Here is an 18823-nt window from a genome sequence, read left to right as displayed (position 1 = left end):
GTCAGCGCAGCGAGATCACCGCCCAGCCACGGGCCTGGGCCTCGGCACGCAGGCGGTCGTCCGGGTCGACGGCCACTGGGCGGCTGACCCGTTCCAGCAGAGGCATGTCGTTCACCGAGTCGCTGTAGAAGCTGGCGTCGTCCAGGCTCAGGCCGTTCTCCGTCAGCCAGCGCTCCAGGCGCACCACCTTGCCTTCGCGGAAGCACGGCACGTCGGTGCTGCGGCCGGTGTAGCGGCCGTCCAGCATCTCGCACTCGGTGGCCAGCAGGTCGTCCACGCCCAGGCGCTCGGCGATCGGGCCGGTGATGAAGCGGTTGGTGGCGGTGATGATCACCAGGCGGTCGCCGGCGGCGCGGTGCTCGTCCAGCAGCGCCTCGCCCTTGGCCAGCAGGATCGGCTCGATGCGGTCGCGCATGAATTCACGGTGCCAGGTGGCCAGTTGCTCCAGGTCGTGACGGCCGAGGATCTCCTGGCAGAAGTCCTGGTAGGCCTGCACGTCGAGGGTGCCGGCCAGGTAGTCCCGGTAGAAGGCGTCGTTGCGTGCCCGGTAGGTGGAGGCGTCCACCAGGCCGCGTTCGCAGAGGTACTCGCCCCAGGCATGGTCGCTGTCACCGCCGAGGAGGGTGTTGTCGAGGTCGAAAAGGGCCAGGCGCACGTCTATCACCTTGCTGGAAGCTGCCGAAGGCCGCGCAGGATAACCCCTTTTCCAGGGGCTGCCCATCGCGTGAAAAGCCCGCATTGCCGCGTTTACAGGCTTTGTGGAACAATGCCGCGACATGCGCAAGCGAGGTTGTCCGCTGTGATCGATCCTGATGGTTTCCGCCCCAATGTCGGCATCATTCTCGCCAATGATGTCGGGCAGGTGCTTTGGGCGCGACGCATCAATCAGGACGCCTGGCAGTTCCCCCAAGGGGGCATCAACCCACGAGAAACGCCCGAAGAGGCGCTGTTCCGCGAATTGAACGAAGAAGTCGGCCTCGAAGAGCAGGATGTGAAGATCCTGGCATGCACCCGTGGCTGGCTGCGCTATCGTCTGCCGCAGCGCCTGGTGCGCACGCACAGCCAGCCGCTGTGCATCGGCCAGAAGCAGAAGTGGTTCCTGTTGCGCCTGAAGTCCGATGAGACCCGGGTGCGCATGGACCTGACCGGCAAGCCCGAGTTCGATGGGTGGCGCTGGGTCAGCTACTGGTACCCGCTTGGACAGGTCGTGACCTTCAAGCGAGAAGTCTATCGTCGCGCCCTCAAGGAACTCGCCCCGCGCCTGCTGGCGCAAGACTGACCCGGAGAAAGGCTACACGGCCATGCTCAATACCCTGCGCAAGATCGTCCAGGAAGTGAACGCCGCCAAGGATCTCAAGGCGGCGCTGGCGATCATCGTGCAGCGGGTGAAGGAGGCCATGGGCAGCCAGGTCTGCTCGGTGTATCTGCTGGACCCCGAGGCCAACCGCTTCGTGCTGATGGCCACCGAGGGCCTCAACAAACGCTCCATCGGCAAGGTCAGCATGGCCCCCAACGAAGGCCTGGTGGGCCTGGTGGGCACCCGCGAAGAACCGCTGAACCTCGAGAACGCCGCCGACCACCCCCGTTACCGCTACTTCGCCGAGACCGGCGAGGAGCGCTACGCCTCCTTCCTCGGCGCGCCGATCATCCACCACCGTCGGGTGATGGGCGTGCTGGTGGTGCAGCAGAAGGAGCGCCGCCAGTTCGACGAGGGCGAGGAAGCCTTCCTCGTCACCATGAGCGCCCAGCTCGCGGGCGTCATCGCCCATGCCGAGGCCACCGGTTCCATCCGTGGCCTGGGTCGCCAGGGCAAGGGCATCCAGGAAGCCAAGTTTGTCGGCGTGCCCGGTGCGCCGGGCGCTGCCGTGGGCACTGCCGTGGTGGTGCTGCCGCCGGCCGACCTGGAGGTAGTGCCCGACCGCCCGGTGGATGACATCGAGGCCGAGGTCGAGCGCTTCAAGCAGGCCCTGGAGTCCGTGCGTGAAGACATGCGCCGCCTGTCGAGCAAGCTGGCCACCCAGCTGCGCCCCGAGGAGCGGGCGTTGTTCGACGTCTACCTGATGATGCTCGACGACGCCTCCATCGGCCTGGAGGTGAAGAAGGTCATCCGCTCCGGCCAGTGGGCCCAGGGTGCCCTGCGCCAGGTGGTGATGGAGCACGTCAAGCGTTTCGAGCTGATGGACGACGCCTACCTGCGCGAGCGCGCATCCGACGTCAAGGACCTCGGGCGCCGCCTGCTCGCCTACCTGCAGGAAGAGCGCAAGCAGAACCTGGTCTACCAGGACAACACCATCCTGGTCAGCGAGGAGCTGTCCCCCGCCATGCTCGGCGAAGTGCCGGAAGGCAAGCTGGTGGGCCTGATCTCCGTCCTCGGTTCCGGCAACTCCCACGTCGCCATCCTGGCCCGTGCCATGGGGATTCCCACGGTCATGGGCGTGGTCGACCTGCCCTATTCCAAGGTTGACGGCATCGAGCTGATCGTCGATGGCTACCACGGCGAAGTCTTCACCAACCCCTCCGAGGAACTGCGCAAGCAGTACGGCGAAGTGGTCGAGGAGGAGCGCCAGTTGGTCAAGGGCCTCGACGCCCTGCGCAGCCTGCCGTGCGAGACCCTCGACGGCCACCGCATGCCGCTGTGGGTCAACACCGGCCTGCTGGCCGACGTGACCCGCGCCCAGGAGCGCGGCGCCGAAGGCGTCGGCCTGTACCGCACCGAAGTGCCGTTCATGATCAACGAGCGCTTCCCCAGCGAGAAGGAGCAGCTCGCCATCTACCGCGAGCAGCTCGCCGCCTTCCATCCGCTGCCGGTGACCATGCGCACCCTGGACATCGGTGGCGACAAGGCGCTCTCCTACTTCCCCATCAAGGAAAGCAACCCCTTCCTCGGCTGGCGCGGCATCCGCGTCACCCTCGACCACCCGGAAATCTTCCTGGTGCAGGTGCGCGCCATGCTCAAGGCCAGCGAGGGCCTGAACAACCTGCGCATCCTCCTGCCGATGATCTCCGGCGTGCAGGAGCTTGAAGAGTCCCTGCACCTGATCCACCGCGCCTGGGGCGAGGTTCGCGACGAGGGCGTGGACATCCCCATGCCGCCGGTGGGCGTGATGATCGAGATCCCCGCCGCCGTGTACCAGACCCGCGAGCTGGCGCGTCAGGTGGACTTCCTCTCGGTCGGCTCCAACGACCTCACCCAGTACCTGCTCGCCGTAGACCGCAACAACCCGCGCGTGGCCGACCTCTATGACTACCTGCATCCCGCCGTGCTCCAGGCACTGCTCAAGGTGGTCAACGACGCCCATGCCGAGGGCAAGCCCGTCAGCATCTGCGGCGAGATGGCCGGTGACCCGGCGGCGGCCGTGCTGCTGCTGGCCATGGGCTTCGACAGCCTGTCGATGAACGCCACCAACCTGCCCAAGGTGAAATGGCTGCTGCGTCAGCTCAGCCTGAGCAAGGCCCGCGAGCTCCTTGACCAGTTGATGGGCATCGACAACCCCCAAGTCATCCACAGCGCGCTGCACCTCGCCCTGCGCAACCTGGGCCTGGGCCGCGTGATCAACCCGGCGGCGACCATCCAGGCCTGAGCCACCACCCCGGCAATTCCCTTGAGCCGGGATGGGGACCTACCACGACTTCAGCGCTCGCTCCGCCGGGAGCGGGTTTGCCTGTGCGCCGGCCTGCCGCCCTAGCGCGTGCGCAGGTTCAGGTGCACGTCGTCCAGCGGCTTGCCGAACGGACCGAAGCCGCGTTCCACCACTTCGCGGCTGCCGTCCTCGCGCACGATCAGGGCCGTCGTGGCGCGGGTGCCATAGGTGCGGCTGGCGATGAACACCGGCGACAGCATGCGCTCGGTCTCCAGGCCCACGCCGGTGTCCGGCAGGGTCGCGTCCGAGGCCGGTTGCGGATCATGCATGAGGTTCAGCAAGTCGCCCGGCCGCGCGATATCCAGGCACTCGGCCAGGGCGGCCTTGGTCTTGCGCACCTTCGGCCAGGGGGTGTCGAGGTCGGCATTGGACAGCCCGTAGAGACCCGCCTCCAGGCGACGCGGCCCCGCGCCTCGGGAATGCAGGAACCACAGCTCACGGCCGTCCCCCACCAGCAGGTTGAAGCCCGCGTAATCCGCCGCGCGACGGTGCGCCTCGGCCATGAAGGCCTCCGGGGTTTGCGTGCCGCCGAGGAAGCCCACGCACAGCTCGCCCCGTGAGCGACCGGTGGCCGGATGGCGTGGGTCGCGGATGTTGGTCAGCGCCGCGAAGCGCCCGCCCTGCCCCAGGCCGAGCCAGGTGCCGCCGGCTTCCAGGTCACGCCCGGCGTGCAGGCCCGGCACGTCGTGCCAGGCGCCGAGAGCGCGGGTCGGACGCTCGTAGAACTCGTCGCGATTGGCGGCCAGTACCAGCGGTGTGGCGTGTCCCGGGCGCCAGGCGAAGGTGATCAGGCACATGGTGAGACTCCTTCTCCGTGATCCTCGGGCGAGTCTAGGGGCTGTAGGAAAAGGCGTCGAGCAGACCGACGATTCGCGCAGTGCGGCGGGAACGACCGTCGCCCTGATTGGAGCGGCAAGCGGCCTTCCGTTACCATGCCGCTTTGCTTCCGGGGGTGTCGCTTGGAATTCCTGCTCTACCTGGTGCTCGGCGCCTTCGCCGGGGTGCTGGCCGGCCTGTTCGGCGTCGGCGGCGGCATGATCATCGTGCCGGTGCTGGTGTTCAGCTTCACCGCCCAGGGGTTCGATCCGAGCGTCCTCACCCACCTGGCGGTGGGCACCTCCCTGGCGACCATCATCTTCACTTCGATCAACGCCGTGCGCGAACACCACCGCAAGGGCGCAGTGCGCTGGGCGATCTTCGCCTGGATGACCCTGGGCATCCTGCTCGGTGCCGCCATTGGCGCCTACACCGCCAAGCTGATCCAGGGCCCGATGCTGCAGAAGATCATCGGCTGCTTCGCCATCCTGGTGTCCCTGCAGATGGCCCTCGACTTCAAGCCCAAGGCCAGCCGTGACGTTCCCGGCAAGCCCGGCCTCACCTTTGCCGGTGTGTTCATCGGCTGGGCCTCGGCGATCTTCGGCATCGGCGGCGGCTCCCTCACCGTGCCCTTCCTCAGTTGGCGCAGCGTGCCGATGCAGCAGGCGGTGGCCACCTCCTCTGCTTGCGGCCTGCCGATCGCCATCGCCAGCGCCCTGTCGTTCATGGTGCTGGGCTGGAACCACGAACATTTGCCGCCGCACAGTGTCGGATTCGTCTATCTCCCGGCGCTGGTGGGAATCGCCCTCACCAGCATGTTCTTCGCCCGTTTGGGCGCGCGTCTGGCCCACCGGTTGCCTCCGCGCCTGCTCAAGCGCCTGTTCGCCCTGCTGCTGTTCTCGGTCGGGCTGAGTTTTCTGATCTAAGGAGTCGTGATGCTGGCTTATCCCCAGATCGATCCGGTGGCGTTCAGCCTCGGTCCCCTGAAAATCCACTGGTACGGGATCATGTACCTGATCGGCATCGGCGGTGCCTGGTTGCTGGCCTCTCGCCGGCTGGAGCGCTTCGACCCGACCTGGACCAGGGAGAAACTCTCCGACCTGGTGTTCTGGGTCGCCCTCGGGGTGATCGCCGGCGGGCGCCTGGGCTACGTGCTGTTCTACGACCTGTCGGCCTACCTGGCCGAGCCGCTGCTGATCCTCAAGGTCTGGCAGGGCGGCATGTCCTTCCACGGTGGCCTGATCGGCGTGATGCTCGCCACCCTCTGGTTCGGCCAGCGCAACAACAAGAGCTTCTTCCAGCTCATGGACTTCATCGCCCCGCTGGTGCCCATCGGCCTGGGCGCCGGGCGCATTGGCAACTTCATCAACGCCGAGCTGTGGGGCAAGGCCAGCGACGTGCCCTGGGCGATGATCTTCCCCACCGACCCGGCGCACCTGCCGCGCCATCCGTCGCAGCTCTATCAGTTCGCCCTGGAAGGGGTCGCGCTGTTCGCCATCCTCTGGTTCTATTCGCGCAAGCCGCGTCCGACCATGGCGGTTTCCGGGATGTTCGCGCTGTTCTACGGCCTCTTCCGCTTCGCCGTGGAGTTCGTCCGCGTACCGGACGCCCAGCTCGGCTACCTGGCCTTCGGCTGGCTCACCATGGGCCAGATCCTCTGCCTGCCGATGATCATCGGCGGCCTCGCACTGATCGTCTGGGCGCACCGCCGTGAAGCCGCCCAAGGAGTCACCCCGTGAAGCAGTACCTCGACCTGATGCGCCTGGTGCGCGAAACCGGCACCTTCAAGAGCGACCGCACCGGCACCGGCACCTACAGCGTGTTCGGCCACCAGATGCGCTTCGACCTGGCCGAGGGCTTCCCCCTGGTGACCACCAAGAAGTGCCACCTGAAGTCCATCATCCATGAGCTGCTGTGGTTCCTGCAGGGCGACACCAACATCCGCTACCTCAAGGAAAATGGCGTCTCCATCTGGGACGAATGGGCCGACGAGAACGGCGACCTGGGCCCGGTCTATGGCTACCAGTGGCGCAACTGGCCGGCGCCCAACGGCGAACCCATCGACCAGATCACCAAGCTGATCGAGATGATCCGCAAGAACCCCGACTCGCGCCGCCTGATCGTCTCCGCCTGGAACCCGGCCCTGGTGGACCAGATGGCCCTGCCGCCCTGCCACGCGCTGTTCCAGTTCTACGTGGCCGACGGCAAGCTCAGCTGCCAGTTGTACCAGCGCTCGGCGGACATCTTCCTCGGCGTGCCCTTCAACATCGCCAGCTACGCCCTGCTGACCCTGATGGTGGCTCAGGTCTGCGACCTGGCCCCCGGCGAGTTCATCTGGACCGGCGGCGACTGCCACCTGTACGCCAACCACATCGAGCAGACCGACCTGCAGCTCACCCGCGAGCCGCTGCCGCTGCCCACCATGAAGCTCAACCCCGAGGTGAAGGACCTGCTGGCCTTCAAGTTCGAGGACTTCGAACTGGTCGGCTACCAGGCCCACCCGCACATCAAGGCCCCGGTCGCCGTCTGACCCCCCGGCCGGGGCGCCCGCCCCGGCCCGCCTGCCCCAGGACCGCCCGCCATGAACGCCCCGCTCGCCGCCCTGCTCATCGGCCTCGTCGGCCTCTGGACCCTCGACGCCCATGCCGAGCCCGCCCAGGGCGGCTTCGTCGCCTCGCAGCACTGCGAGGCCTACCAGTCGATCCGCAAGCGCAGCAACCCCGATGGCGCCACCCTGCAACCGGGGCAGCGCTACCGGGTGGTGGAGGTCAACAAGCGGGACTACGACTGGCTGCGGGTGCGCCTGCCGGACAACGCCACGCCGCTGCGCTGGGTACCGGTCGGCTGCGGCCAGGTGGAAGACCTCAGCCTTGGCGCCCGCCAGGGCACCGGGAATGCCGCCCAGGGCGAGGCCTGCAGCGTGCCGGGCCAGCATGACGGCTACGTCCTCGCCGCCACCTGGCAGCCCGGCTTCTGCGAGCACGTCGCCTACAAGGGGCGCAAGCCGGAGTGCGACGCCCTGGCCAGCGGTGACCTGCAACTGAACCACCTCACCCTCCACGGCCTCTGGCCCAACCGCCAGGCCTGCGGCACCCGCTACGGGCACTGCGCGGGACCGGCGCTGATGCTGGACGAAAGCACCCGCGCGACCCTGCGGCCATGGATGCCCAACGTCGGCTACAGCGACGACTTCAGCCGCTACCAGTGGGAGAAGCACGGCACCTGCCAGACCGACATGGACGCCAACGCCTACTTCCGCCGCGCCGCCGAGCTGGTGCGCCAGCTGGATGCCACTCGCGCCGGCCGGTACATCGCCAGCAACGTCGGCGGCGCCATCTCCCAGGCGGCGTTCTACCAGAAGGTCGGCGACGAGTTCGGCAGCCCCCGGGCCGGCAACAACTTTCTGCTGGTCTGCACCCAGGGTGGTTATTTGCAGGAAGTGCGGGTGAGCCTGCCCCGCGCGCTCAAGCCCGCCGACAGCCTGGTGGGGGTGATGGACGGCCAGTTCGCCGAGCGCCGCCCCGGTGACCGCAATGCCTGCCGGGACGATCGCATCCTCATCGAGGCCCCAGGCCTCTAGCCGCCCGCACCAACGCTTTCAAGCGGCCAGTTCGGCTGCCAGCCGCTCCAGCTCGGCCTGGCGTTCGGCCTGCTCCAGCTCCGCGCCGGGGTTCAGTGAGGACCACTCCGGGTGGGCCCGCGCCTTGCCCAGGGCGGCAGGCAACTTGCCCTGGCGCCACTGTTCGTCCGCCGGCGCGTCCACGCGGATCGCCTCGAACGCCGCATGACCGCGTAACTCCAGTGCCCGCAGCAGTTCCATCTGGCGCAGCGCCAAGAGCCGCAGGATGCCGTCGTCCACCGTCAGCTCGCGGTGCCCGCGCAGCTTGCCCAGCAGGCGCTGGCCGTAATGCCCGACCGTCTGCCAGGCGCCGCCCGCCAGCGCGCCGATGGCGGCCGCAGCGCCCAGGGTCAGCCCACCCACCAGCAGGTCCACCCCGGCACCCGCCGCCGCGCCGGCGGCCACGCCGCTGCCCAGGCGCACGCCGAGCTGGCGCAGGGTTTCCGGGTTGAACAGGTCATCGCCCCAGCGGCCGTCCAGCAGCGGCAGGTCGCTGGCGGCGGCATCCTCGCGGCTGAAGGCGTACAGCCGCAGCAGGGCTTCCACGCAACGCTGCTCGCGCTGGCGCACCTGCTGGCGCAAGGCTTCGGTTGCGGCCAGCAGGGCACTGGCTTCGGTGGCTACGCTGCGACGGCAGGCCGCCACGTCCAGCAGCAACTCGGCCACCAGGCGTTCGCCGGCCTGGCGGCGCAGCCGGCGCTGGGCCTGCTGGTCGTCCACCAGCCGCTGCAGTTGCGGGCGGCCCCGCTCCAGCAGCAGGGCCAGGCTGTCGTAGAGGCGCGGCTCGCCGTCCAGCGGCGGCGCCACGCTGTCGAAGCGCACCAGGGCGTGCAGGCCCAGCCGGGCCAGGGCCTCGCGCCACGGCTCGCCGCGCTGATCGTGGCCGGCCACGAAGTTCAGCACCGGCAGCAGCGGCCGGCCGCACATGGCCAGCACCGCCAGTTCGTCGCGGTACTTCGCCAGCACCGGCTCGCGGGCGTCGATGACGTACAGGCCGGCGTCGGAGGCCATCAACTGGCGCAGCACCTTGGCTTCCTGCTCGAAACGCTGGCGCGCCTCGGCGCTGTCGAGGAAGCGGACCAGGCGCGCCGGGCCGTCCAACCGCTCGCCGGGGCGGTCCAGGCGCTCCAGGTAGTCCAGCAGGGCGATGGCGTCCTCCAGGCCGGGGGTGTCGTACAGCTCCAGCAGCGGCTGACCGTCGACGGACAGCCGCGCGCCCTCGACATGGCGGGTGGTGCTGGGGCGGTGGGAGACCTCGCCGAAGCTGCGATCCCGTAGCAGGGTGCGTAGCAGCGAGGTCTTGCCGACGTTGGTGTGGCCGACCACGGCCAGGCGCAGGGGCTCAGTCATGGCCATGCTCCAGCCAGTGGAAGGGGGCGCTGTTGGCGTGGCGCAGGCCCTGGCGGTCGAGGGCCTGATGCCACTCATCCAGACGCCGGCTGTCCAGTGCCTCGCCGGTCGGTGCCGGCAGCAGCCAGACCCGTGCCTCGACAGTGCTGCGCGCCAGTTCGCCGATCAGCGCCAGGGTGCCCCGGTCCGGCGAGCGGCGCGGGTCGCAGGCGATTGCCAGGCGCTGGGGCGGGAAGCGGCTGAGCTGGTCCAGCAGGCGCTGGCGCTGCTCGCGGCTGTCCAGCACCCCGGCGTCGCCCACGCCCTTGGGCAGCGCGGGCGGCCAGGGGCGGCTGTCGTCCAGTTCGATCCCCACCAGCAGGGCGCCCACTCCTTCGAAGGGCAGCGCAGCCTCGCTCATCGGCCCCTGGGGGCCGGGGTCGGCGTCCACCACGCCCAGGCGCTGGCTGGCCGGGTTGAGGCGTTCACGCAGCAGGGCATAGCCGGGCAGGCCGGGCTCAACCGCCAGCCCGGCGCGGCCACGGCTCCAGCGCCACAGACACAACAACATCAGGCCCAGGCGTGGCAGCAGGCCATAGACCAGGGTGACCCCCAGCAGCCAGCCGGACCAGGCCTGGCGGGGCGCGGCGTCGGCGAGCATGTCGCTGCTGGCGCGGATGGTGTCGCTGTCCGGCAGGCTGAAGCCGAGCAGCGCCGGCAGGGCGCCGAGGCCCTGGGTGAGGGCGACGAAGGTGTCGCTGCCGAGCAGCGTGGTTTCCCAGACGAAGCCGTAGCGGCGGGTGGAGAGCAGGGCCAGCAGGGTCAGCAGCGCGGTGCCCAGCACCAGCGCCCAGAAGCCGTGGACCAGCACGCCCAGGCCCCAGCGTGTCAGGCGGCGGCGCTGCAGCATCACCAGCAGCGCCGGGCCCAGTTGGGCGGCTGCCGCATCCCGCGAGAGGCGCGCGCACAGCCACCACCACAAACGGCCGAGGGCGCTGGCATGGCCGCCGGCCAGAAGGCCCAGGCTCCAGCCCAGCAGGGTCAGCAGGTGCAGGCCGAGCAGCCCGCCCAGGGCCCAGAACACGTTGACCGGGCGCTGCCCGTCGCCCAGGGCCGCTGCCGCCAGGGTGGCGCCGCTGGCCAGGGCCAGCAGCACCAGGGCCCAGGCTGCCAGGCGGGCGCCTTGCAGCCAGTGGATGAGGGCGCCGAGCTGGCCGTCGCGCTGGGCGAGGAACAGCGCGCGGGCCTGGATGCGCTGGGCGAGGTCGCCCCCGCCGGCGTTGGCACGGCGGTTGGCTTCGCTGTCCTCCAGCGGGCCGGCGTGCTCTTCGCGCAGGCGGACCGCTTCGGTGAGCCAGAGGCGTTGCAGATCGGTGAGGGTGGGGTTCGCGGAGTCGGTCACGCGGCTTCTCTTCCCATGGGACGAGGCAGAAGCATAACCGCTGATGCCTGGGGTGGTGCAGCGGGCGGCCAGCGGACCGCCCGCCCGCGTGTGCGTTAAGGCGTCGCGCGCGCGTCGCGGACCTGCACGGCGACGTCCGGCTGGTCGATGAACAGCCCGTCGATGCCGGCGTCGAGGAAGGCGTTGATCTCCGCCTTGATGTCGCCGCGCACCTGCGGGTCGGCACCGTTGCGCAGGTTGGTTGGGAGGAAGGCGTTTTCCGCGCGGAAGGTGTAGGGGTGCACCTTGAGGCCCGCCGCATGGGCGTCGGCGACGAAGCGGGTGGGCTGGCCGAGGTTGCCGGCGCTGTCGCGGGGGAGGATGTATCCCTTCTCCGGCCCGACCCCAGCGGCGTAGCGGGCGACGGCGCGCAGGCCGTCGGGGCTGGCCATCCGTGCGTAGGTCAGGCCGGTGCCCAGCACCTGCTGGTCGTAGGGCTGGTCGCTGCCGTAAAGCTGCACCAGGCGCAGGCTGCTCTGCCGGGCGATGCGCTGCAGGTTGTCCACCTCGAAGGACTGGATGTACACCGGCGCACGGCGGTCGGTGTAGCCGTTGCGCTGCAGGGTGCGCAACAGCGGTTTCTCCATGGCCAGGCCAAGCTGCTGGAAGTGGGTGGGGTGCTTGGTCTCGATGTACAGGCCGATGCGGCGCTGCTGGCTGAGCTGCAGGCTCTTCACCAGGTCGATGATCTCCTGCAGGGTGGGGATCTCGAAGGTGCCGTCCAGCCGCGCATTGCCGGGGCGCACCTGGGGGATGCGCTCGATGGCGCGCAGGGTCTTCAGCTCGGCCAGGGTGAAATCCTCGCTGAACCAGCCGGTGAGCGGCACGCCGTCGACGCTCTGGGTGCGCTTGCGGTCGGCGAACTCGGGGTGGCGGCTGACGTCGGTGGTCAGGCCCAGCTCGTTGTCGTGGCGGGCCACCAGGTGGCCGTCGCGGGTCATCACCAGGTCCGGCTCCACGTAGTCGGCGCCTTGCAGGGCGGCCAGGGCGTAGGACGCCAGGGTGTGTTCCGGCACGTAGCCGCTGGCGCCGCGATGGCCGATCACCAGGGGCTGGCCCTGGGCGCGCGCCGGGGCGCGACTGGCCTGGGGCTGCCGGGTGGCCCAGTCGAGGGCGGATTGCACCGGGTCCGGTGCGGCGAAGGTGCAGAGGGGCAACGTCAGGCTGCAGGCCGCCAGCCAATGCCGCAGGGTCGGGGTGGATGCCATGGGGCGTCTCCTTGCGGTAGGGAAGCGCAAGCCTGCGGCAGGATAGATGACGGTTTGTCGTGCGCCGCCCGGGCATGTGTTGCCGGGCGTGATGCCGTTGGCGGCGACAGAAGGAAAGGCCGGCTGGCGGTGGCCATGGCCTCTGGTATTCTCGCCGCCATGAAAAAGACCCTCCCCCTCGCCCTCATCGCCGCCCAGGCCCGCAACCGGGTCATCGGCCGCGACAACCAACTGCCCTGGCACCTGCCGGCGGACCTCAAGCACTTCAAGGCCCTGACCCTGGGCAAGCCCATCATCATGGGCCGCAAGACCTGGGACTCCCTGGGCCGCCCGCTGCCGGGGCGCCTGAACCTGGTGGTCAGCCGCCAGGCCGGCCTGCAACTGGAGGGCGCCGAGGTGTTCCCCAGCCTGGAAGAGGCCGTGGCCCGCGCCGAGGTGTGGGCCCGCGAGGAGGACGCCGAGGAAGTGATGCTGATCGGCGGCGCCCAGCTCTACGCCCAGGGTCTGGCCCATGGCGACCGCCTGTACCTGACCCAGGTGGAGCTGGAGCCGGAAGGCGATGCCTTCTTCCCCGAGGTGCCCGCCGCCGACTGGCACCTGGCCTCCAGCATCGAGTACCCCGTCAGCGACACCACCCCTGCATACGCCTTCCAGGTGTGGGAGCGGCGCTGAGCCGCCTTACGCCGATTCGCCTCGCAACAACCTGAGCAGCGCTTCGGCATCCAGCCGGGCGCTCATCTCGCCGCCCTCCAGCAGGTTGTCCGCCAGGTCGCGCTTCCTTTGGTGCAGCGCGACGATCTGCTCCTCGATGGTGTGTTCCGCCACCAGCCGGTAGACCGTGACGGGCCGCTGCTGCCCCATGCGGTGGGCACGGTCGCTGGCCTGGTCCTCCACGGCCGGGTTCCACCAGGGGTCGAGGTGGATCACGTAGTCGGCTGCCGTCAGGTTGAGGCCGCTGCCCCCGGCCTTGAGGCTGATGAGGAAGAGGTCACCCTGCCCGGCTTGGAATGCCTCGACGCGGGAGCGGCGCTCCTTCGCCGGTGTGGCGCCATCCAGGTACTGGTAGGCAATGCCGTTGTGCTCGACCCAGCGGCGCACGATCTGCAGGTGGTCGACGAACTGGCTGAACACCAGGGCGCGGTGACCGCTGGCCAGCAGCTCCTCGGTGATCTCGGCGAAGGCCTGCAGCTTGCTGCCCTCCAGCGTGCTGCCCGGCACCGACAGCGACGGGTGGCAGCAGAAGCGCCGCAGGCGGGTGATCTCGGCGAGCATCTGCACCGGGTTGGCGCTACCGCCCTCCGGGGTTTCGAGGTTGCTCAGTGCCTGTTGGCGCAGGGCTTCGTAGAGGTGGGTCTCTTCCGTGGACAGCGGCACGCGGTAGGTGATCTCGGTGCGCGGTGGCAGCTCTTCCAGTACCTGGCTCTTGAGGCGGCGCAGCAGGAAGGGCTGGATCAGCTTGCGCAAGGCGCGCCGGGCGGAGACGTCGCCGCGCTCGATGGGGGTGGCGAAGCGTGCGTCGAAGCTCTCCTGGCTGCCCAGCAGGCCGGGGTTGATGAAGCGGAACAGGTTCCACAGCTCGCCCAGGTGGTTCTCCAGCGGGGTGCCGGTGGCGACCGCGCGGAAGTCGGCCTGCAGGGCCATGGCCGCCTGGGAGCGCTTGGTCTGGGCATTCTTGATGGCTTGCGCTTCGTCCAGCACCGCGCTGGTCCAGTGCTGGGCGGCGAAGGCCTCGCTGTCCTGCTGCAGCAGGCCGTAGCTGACGATCACCAGGTCGCGGGGCCCCAGGGCCTCCAGGCGGCGATCCTCGTGATAGAGGCGAACCTTCAGGCTGGGGGCGAAGCGCGCGCATTCGGCCTGCCAGTTGAGGGTGACCGAGGTGGGCGCGACCACCAGTTGCGGCCCCTGCCCGGCGCGCTCCAGCAGCAGCGCGAGCAACTGCACCGTCTTGCCCAGGCCCATGTCGTCGGCCAGGCAGGCCCCTACGCCCCAGTGCGCCAGGCGGGAGAGCCAGCAGAAGCCCTCGTGCTGGTACTCACGCAGTTGCGTCAGCAGGGTCCTGGGAACCTGCGGCTGGTGCGCACGCATGCTGGCGAGCCGATCCAGGTGGCCCTGCCAGTGGCGGTCGGTCTTGAAGTCCTCGACCTGCCCGGCCAGTGCTTCCAGCAGGGGGGCGCTGAGGGGGGAGAGCAGCAGGTCGTTCTCCCCGAGCCGTTCGGCCTGGTGCCGCAGCTCGTCCAGTTGCCTGCGCAGGCGATCGTCCAGCGCCAGCCAATCGCGCTCACCCAGGTGCACGAAGCGTCCCGGAGCATCCTTGAGCAGATCGAGCAGCTTGCGCAGCTCCAGGACCTTGCCGTCGTCCAGGCGGAGTTCGCCCTGCAGGCGCAGCCAGTTGCCCTGTTGCTTGAGGCCCAGGCGCAACTGCCCGAAACCGGCACGCCCCCGGTGGTGGATCTGCCCGCCTTCGGGCCAGACGCAGCGCAGCCCCTGTCCCTCCAGGGCCTTCAGCTCACCGAGGACCTGCAGGGCGTCCTGCGGGTCGGCCAGGCGCCACTCATGACCTTCCGTGTCGCCCAGGGCCAGCCCGGGGCAACTGTCGAGCACCTGCTGCAGGGCCTGGCGTTCGGCATCGAGGTCGCGCCGGGCCTGCACGGGCTGCCCAGCCTGCTCACCCAGCAGGTAGGCGCTGCCCTGGCCGGGCCGCAGCCAGTTGCCTTCGGCCAGGGGGCGTACCAGCAACTGCAGGCGCAGGCCCTGCTCCAGAGGCACCAAGTGGGCATGGAGGGTGCCATCCGCGTCGACCGTCGGGACCTGCGTTGCCAGCTCCGGCAGGTCGGAGTGGATCGGCAGCAGCGGAGCGAGGGTGCTGGCAACCTCCAGCAGCTCCTGCTTGGCCGATAGCGGCATCTCGAGCCCCATGCCGACGATGGACGCGAGCTGGCGGATGTCCGGATCAGTGGGGTAGATGACCACCCGGGTCGGCGACTCTTCGACGATCACGATGCGCTCATGGGCATCCACGTCCCCGGGGCTGAGGTGCAAGCGGAGTCGGCCGTTCGCTTCCTCGAGGTGCAGGGCGACCTGGCCCAGGACCAGGTCAAAGCGCAGGTCGGGCTGGTTGGCCCAGTACAGCGCCGGATGGCCGACCAGGGCAGGCAGTGCTTCGTGTATCGGCAGTTCGTAGCGCTCATAGCCGGAGTACTGGCTGATGACCTGGATGCGGCTGATGGCCTGGCGGTCCTGCTCATTGAGGAAATCCAGGCTGCCTCGCTCGTTCACCAGGCGCTGCAGGGCAACGACCCGCCCTTTGCTCCACTGGCCTTTGGCGTTGCGCTTCTGCTCCCTGGGCTCGACCTGATCGTAGTAACTCCCCAGGCTGACCAGCCAGGCCAGGCGCGTCGCCCGGGGCGCGGCCTGTTCCTGGGTGGCAGGTGCTTTCAGCAAACGCAGTGCCTGCAACGCCAGTTGCCAGGGTTCCTGGCGCTGGTGCAGTTGCACCAGCGGGCGCAAACCGGCCGCCTGGTGTACCTGGGCGAGTTGGCGCGGTTGGCCGAACTGCTTTTCCAGCAGCGCATCGAACTCGGCCGCCAGCCAGCTGTAGCCCGCATCGACCAGGGATTGGCAGTAGGCGTTCAACTCACGCTGCCAGGCTGGGGTGTCGTTGCTGTCCAGCCAGTAGTGCCCGAGGGCCAGCATCAGACCGTCCAGGCCGTTGAGCGTCGAGGGCAGGTAGCCCCTGGTTTTTCTGCTGGCTGCGCCTTGCAGTCGTTCGTGGAACATCTCGAGGACCGGGTAGGCATAACCGCGATGCTCCCTCTCCCCCTGGGTCAGCGCCTGCTTGAGTGCGTGGCGCCGGGAGGGCTCGTAGGCCCCGATCAGCGCGAGGGTGTAGAGGCTGTTGAGCACGGGGGCCCACACCGGGTTGCGTTGGCCCGTCTGTTTGCGCAGCTGGGCGCGCCAGGCTTCCAGGTGGTTCAGCGCCTCGCCGGCTTCGCCTCTGACGCTGTGGATGATGACCTGTCCGAAGACAGTGAACGAAGGGTGGCTGAGGGCTTCCAGGCGGGGCCAGTCACCTCGCCAGAAGGCCTGCAGCAGCAGCTCCAGGGCCAGGTCGTCGTCGTACTGCCGGTCGATCAGTGCCAGGCCCTGTTCATAGGCCTTCGTGGCCGGGGCCAGTACCCGGTTGGCGTTGCGCAGGTAGTGGGTCAGCAGGCAGCACTGGATCGCTGCGGGCAACTGCTGGAAGAGTTGCGTGCCTGCTTCGTCGGTTTCCAGCAGTTGAAAGGTCGGGTGCTCGCGCAGCGATTCGGAGGCATGGGTGCGCGGCGCGTAGCGATTGATGCAGCGCTGGAGTTCCTTGAGGTCGCCGTCGAGCAGGAAGCACCACAGCCCCTGCAGGATGAGCTCCGGCCCCGGTGCGTTCCAGGTGCCCAGTGTGGTCAGGTAGCGCCGGGTGAGGTTGAGGCACAGGGGCCCTTCAGGCGCGTTGAACAGGTGCAGGAGCACGGTGTTGCGTTGATCGGGTGGGAGCCGGTAGGTCCAGCCGCGCTTCGCCTGCTCATGCGTCAGCCAGCAAGCTCGCTCCAGGGTAGTCAGCCAGTTGTCCACCTCTTCGATCGAGATGGCCCGGGATGCGGTGCGGGCGAACGGGCACTGCTGCAGGTGCTTGTGCAGGGCGGTCCGGCCTCGGCCTTCGGCGCACAGTGCCAGTTGGTAGAGAATCGCCCGGGCGGTGGCGGGCAGGTTGTCCAGTGGCGTAGCAGGCTTCATGGGGCGTCTTATCGGTCGCGGTATGAAGGGGCCTATTTTGCCCGAGCCCAGGCCTCAGGGATCAAGGGTTTGCAATTCGCCCCGTACCCTGCCGTTTTCCACCCACAGCACACCCATCGAGACCGGCAGCTTGAAGCGCCGGGGCCCGGCGCTGCCCGGGTTGATGTGGAGGATGCCGTCACGCTGGGTGATCAGCGGCTTGTGGGAGTGGCGGTGACGATGGCGTCGACGCCGCGCGTGGCGAGGTCGGCGGGGATATCGGCCTGGTCGTGGACCAGGTAGAGGTGGGCGCCCCTCAACTGCAGGCTGAGGTCGTGGGGAATGGCCTGGGCCCAGTCCTGGGTGTCGTTGTTGCCGCGCACCACGCTGAGGGGCGCGAGCTGGCGCAGGGCGTCGAGGATCTCGGGCTTGCCGATGTCACCGGCGTGGAGAATGTGGTCGCAGCCTTCCAGCGCCGCCAGGGCCTGGGGCCTCAGCAGGCCGTGGGTGTCGGCGATCAGGCCGATGCGCAGGGTCATGGAAGGGGCCTCGTGGGGAAACGAGGCCCATTCTGCCTCACGCGGCGTGGCGCGGGGTTTCCGGCAGGAACCAGTTCAGTACCAGGGCGCACAGGCCGCCGGTAGCCACCCCGGACTCCAGCACGTTGCGCACCGCTGCCGGCATGTGGGCGAGGAACTCCGGCACCTGGGACACGCCCAGGCCCAGGGCCAGGGACACGGCGATGATCAGCAGGGCGCGGCGGTCCAGCTCGATGCCGGCGAGGATGTTGATGCCCGAGGCGGCCACGGCGCCGAACATCACCATCACGGCGCCGCCGAGCACCGGTTCGGGCATGGCCTGGAGCACGCCGGCCACGGCCGGGAACAGGCCCAGCAGGATCAGCATCAGGGCGATCCAGCCGCCGATGTGGCGGCTGGCGATGCCGGTGAGCTGGATCACCCCGTTGTTCTGGGCGAACACCGAGCTGGGGAAGGTGTTGAGCACGCCGGCCAGCAGGGAGTTGGCGCCGTTGACCAGCACGCCGCCCTTGATCCGCTGCATCCACAGCGGGCCTTCCACCGGTTGGCGGGAGACCTTGCTGGTGGCGGTGACGTCGCCGATGGCTTCCAGGGAGGTCACCAGGTAGATGACCAGCATCGGCACGAACAGCGACCAGGAGAAGCCCAGGCCGAAGTGCAGCGGGGTCGGCACCTGGACCAGCGGCGCCTCGTGCATGCCGCTGAAGTCCAGGCGGCCCAGGGCGCCGGCCAGGGCGTAGCCCACCAGCAGGGCGATGACGATGGCGCAGCTGCGCATCCACACCACCGGGATGCGGTTGAGCACCAGGATCACCGCCAGCACGGTGCCGGAGAGCAGCAGGTTCTCGCCGTTGGCGAAGGTGCCGTTGGCCATGGCGCCGAAGCCGCCGCCCATGCTGATGAGGCCGACCTTGATCAGGGTGAGGCCGATCATCAGCACCACGATGCCGGTCACCAGGGGGCTGATCAGGCGCTTGATGAACGGCAGGATGCGCGACACGCCCATCTCGATGAAGGCGCCGGCCATGACCACGCCAAAGATCGCCGCCATCACCGCTTCCACCGGGGTGCCCTGCTTGACCATCAGCGCGCCGCCGGCGATCAGCGGGCCGACGAAGTTGAAGCTGGTGCCCTGGACGATCAGCAGCCCGGCGCCGAAGGGGCCGAAGCGGCGGCACTGCACGTAGGTGGCGATGCCGGAGACCACCAGGGACATGGAGACGATCAGGTTGGTGTCGCGGGCCGACACGCCCAGCGCCTGGCAGATCAGCAGGCCGGGGGTGACGATGGGGACGATGATCGCCAGCAGGTGCTGCAGGGCGGCCAGGATCGCTGCCAGCGGGCGCGGCTTGTCCTCCAGGCCGTAGACCAGTTCGTTGCGGGACTCGGGGGCGGAGGGGTTTTCCAGTGAGGTCATGGTGGGGCGGCCGGCGAAAAAGCGGCGATTCTACCTGAATGGTCGAGGGCGGCGAGGGGCGCTCGGC

The 18823-nt window shown here is 69.1% G+C and carries 14 protein-coding genes and 1 pseudogene; 7 read left to right on the top strand and 8 right to left on the bottom strand.

Going from position 1 to position 18823, the window contains the following annotated elements; genetic code table 11:
* Position 1: 1 nt before the first annotated feature.
* Entirely contained in the window at positions 2 to 655 is a 654-nt protein-coding gene (locus A7D27_RS00175) for an HAD family phosphatase (RefSeq protein ID WP_069559436.1), read from the bottom strand.
* 144 nt (positions 656 to 799) lie between these two features.
* Between A7D27_RS00175 and A7D27_RS00170 the strand changes: the two genes are divergently transcribed.
* Together A7D27_RS00170 and ptsP are read left to right on the top strand one after the other, a co-directional pair.
* On the top strand, positions 800 to 1279 hold the full coding sequence (locus A7D27_RS00170; protein ID WP_044402295.1) for an RNA pyrophosphohydrolase: 480 nt from the start codon (positions 800 to 802) through the stop codon (positions 1277 to 1279).
* A 22-nt stretch (positions 1280 to 1301) separates the two neighbouring features.
* Positions 1302 to 3581 (top strand): phosphoenolpyruvate--protein phosphotransferase, encoded by a 2280-nt coding sequence (gene ptsP / locus A7D27_RS00165; RefSeq protein WP_069559435.1) that lies wholly within the window; start codon positions 1302 to 1304, stop codon positions 3579 to 3581.
* Between the two features lie 101 nt (positions 3582 to 3682).
* Here ptsP and A7D27_RS00160 read toward each other — a convergent pair whose 3' ends face one another.
* Positions 3683 to 4438 (bottom strand): NRDE family protein, encoded by a 756-nt coding sequence (locus A7D27_RS00160; RefSeq protein ID WP_069559434.1) that lies wholly within the window; start codon positions 4436 to 4438, stop codon positions 3683 to 3685.
* Positions 4439 to 4600: 162 nt separating this feature from the next.
* On the opposite strand from A7D27_RS00160, the gene A7D27_RS00155 reads away from it, so the two are divergent.
* Genes A7D27_RS00155 through A7D27_RS00140 form a run of 4 tightly spaced genes read left to right on the top strand, consistent with a single transcriptional unit; the run spans position 4601 to position 8037 of the window.
* The gene (locus tag A7D27_RS00155) at positions 4601 to 5383 is read left to right on the top strand and encodes a sulfite exporter TauE/SafE family protein (RefSeq protein WP_069563773.1); all 783 of its coding nucleotides are present in this window, start codon (positions 4601 to 4603) and stop codon (positions 5381 to 5383) included.
* A gap of 9 nt (positions 5384 to 5392) precedes the next feature.
* Complete coding sequence (gene lgt, locus A7D27_RS00150; protein ID WP_069559432.1) at positions 5393 to 6196, top strand: prolipoprotein diacylglyceryl transferase; 804 nt, start codon at positions 5393 to 5395, stop codon at positions 6194 to 6196.
* Complete coding sequence (locus tag A7D27_RS00145; RefSeq protein ID WP_069563772.1) at positions 6193 to 6987, top strand: thymidylate synthase; 795 nt, start codon at positions 6193 to 6195, stop codon at positions 6985 to 6987. Before lgt ends, A7D27_RS00145 begins: the two co-directional genes overlap by 4 nt.
* Before the next feature lie 51 nt (positions 6988 to 7038).
* Positions 7039 to 8037, top strand: a complete 999-nt coding sequence (locus tag A7D27_RS00140; protein ID WP_069559430.1) for a ribonuclease T(2) — start codon at positions 7039 to 7041, stop codon at positions 8035 to 8037.
* 18 nt (positions 8038 to 8055) lie between these two features.
* Here the strand turns inward: A7D27_RS00140 and A7D27_RS00135 are convergent, their stop codons facing one another.
* The 3 genes from A7D27_RS00135 to A7D27_RS00125 all read right to left on the bottom strand — a co-directional run bounded on the left by A7D27_RS00135 (position 8056) and on the right by A7D27_RS00125 (position 12054).
* On the bottom strand, positions 8056 to 9426 hold the full coding sequence (locus tag A7D27_RS00135) for a GTPase/DUF3482 domain-containing protein (RefSeq protein WP_069563771.1): 1371 nt from the start codon (positions 9424 to 9426) through the stop codon (positions 8056 to 8058).
* Positions 9419 to 10807, bottom strand: a complete 1389-nt coding sequence (locus A7D27_RS00130; protein WP_069563770.1) for a DUF2868 domain-containing protein — start codon at positions 10805 to 10807, stop codon at positions 9419 to 9421. The genes A7D27_RS00135 and A7D27_RS00130 overlap by 8 nt, the downstream gene beginning before the upstream one ends.
* Before the next feature lie 95 nt (positions 10808 to 10902).
* Positions 10903 to 12054, bottom strand: coding sequence for a glycerophosphodiester phosphodiesterase (locus A7D27_RS00125; protein ID WP_069563769.1), 1152 nt, complete (start codon positions 12052 to 12054; stop codon positions 10903 to 10905).
* A 159-nt stretch (positions 12055 to 12213) separates the two neighbouring features.
* On the opposite strand from A7D27_RS00125, the gene A7D27_RS00120 reads away from it, so the two are divergent.
* Entirely contained in the window at positions 12214 to 12726 is a 513-nt protein-coding gene (locus A7D27_RS00120; protein ID WP_139134033.1) for a dihydrofolate reductase, read from the top strand.
* Between the two features lie 6 nt (positions 12727 to 12732).
* Here A7D27_RS00120 and A7D27_RS00115 read toward each other — a convergent pair whose 3' ends face one another.
* The 3 genes and pseudogenes from A7D27_RS00115 to A7D27_RS00105 form a co-directional block, all read right to left on the bottom strand.
* Positions 12733 to 16821, bottom strand: coding sequence for a DEAD/DEAH box helicase (locus A7D27_RS00115; protein ID WP_069563768.1), 4089 nt, complete (start codon positions 16819 to 16821; stop codon positions 12733 to 12735).
* Positions 16822 to 16875: 54 nt separating this feature from the next.
* Positions 16876 to 17339: pseudogene (locus A7D27_RS00110) on the bottom strand (metallophosphoesterase family protein).
* Positions 17340 to 17376: 37 nt separating this feature from the next.
* Positions 17377 to 18756: a nucleobase:cation symporter-2 family protein gene (locus A7D27_RS00105; protein ID WP_069559230.1), complete on the bottom strand. Its 1380-nt coding sequence runs from the start codon at positions 18754 to 18756 to the stop codon at positions 17377 to 17379.
* Positions 18757 to 18823: the final 67 nt, after the last annotated feature.

Origin of the sequence: Pseudomonas sp. 1D4, from assembly GCF_001728925.1 — a bacterium.
Lineage (GTDB): Bacteria > Pseudomonadota > Gammaproteobacteria > Pseudomonadales > Pseudomonadaceae > Metapseudomonas > Metapseudomonas otitidis.
Note: the sequence above shows the minus strand (reverse complement) of the source record. Positions and strands in the feature narration are given on the sequence as shown.

Coding starts and splice junctions, on each gene's coding strand:
- A7D27_RS00160 (WP_069559434.1), bottom strand. CDS start 4,438: ATGTGCCTGATCACCTTCGCCTGGCGCCCGGGACACGCCACACCGCTG.
- A7D27_RS00135 (WP_069563771.1), bottom strand. CDS start 9,426: ATGACTGAGCCCCTGCGCCTGGCCGTGGTCGGCCACACCAACGTCGGC.
- A7D27_RS00120 (WP_139134033.1), top strand. CDS start 12,214: ATGAAAAAGACCCTCCCCCTCGCCCTCATCGCCGCCCAGGCCCGCAAC.
- ptsP (WP_069559435.1), top strand. CDS start 1,302: ATGCTCAATACCCTGCGCAAGATCGTCCAGGAAGTGAACGCCGCCAAG.
- lgt (WP_069559432.1), top strand. CDS start 5,393: ATGCTGGCTTATCCCCAGATCGATCCGGTGGCGTTCAGCCTCGGTCCC.
- A7D27_RS00140 (WP_069559430.1), top strand. CDS start 7,039: ATGAACGCCCCGCTCGCCGCCCTGCTCATCGGCCTCGTCGGCCTCTGG.
- A7D27_RS00115 (WP_069563768.1), bottom strand. CDS start 16,821: ATGAAGCCTGCTACGCCACTGGACAACCTGCCCGCCACCGCCCGGGCG.
- A7D27_RS00125 (WP_069563769.1), bottom strand. CDS start 12,054: ATGGCATCCACCCCGACCCTGCGGCATTGGCTGGCGGCCTGCAGCCTG.
- A7D27_RS00105 (WP_069559230.1), bottom strand. CDS start 18,756: ATGACCTCACTGGAAAACCCCTCCGCCCCCGAGTCCCGCAACGAACTG.